The 289-nt window shown below is 43.9% G+C and carries 1 protein-coding gene; it reads left to right on the forward strand.

From position 1 onward, the window contains the following. On the forward strand, nucleotides 1-289 hold a 289-nt coding region (locus FLQ44_RS23325; protein WP_439144964.1), incomplete at both ends, for a TraG/VirB4 family ATPase.

Consider the following 289-nt stretch of genomic DNA (forward strand, 5'->3'; position numbering starts at 1 on the left):
ATTTAATCTAAGGACATTCTTGTTCGTGCTGAAGGATTTCTACAAAGGCGGAAGATATGGAACGACACTCAACGAAAGTGCAGACAACACGCTCTTTGACGAACCATTCATCGTCTTTGAAATCGACAATGTGAAAGACAACCCGAAACTGTTTCCGATCGTGACACTCATTATCATGGATACCTTCATCCAGAAAATGCGTCTCCGAAAAGACCGAAGAAAGGCGCTCATCATCGAGGAAGCATGGAAGGCGATTGCCAGCAAACTGATGGGCGGATATATTCTCTAT

Source organism: Vogesella mureinivorans, from assembly GCF_007644035.1.
GTDB classification, from domain to species: Bacteria; Pseudomonadota; Gammaproteobacteria; order Burkholderiales; family Chromobacteriaceae; genus Vogesella; species Vogesella mureinivorans.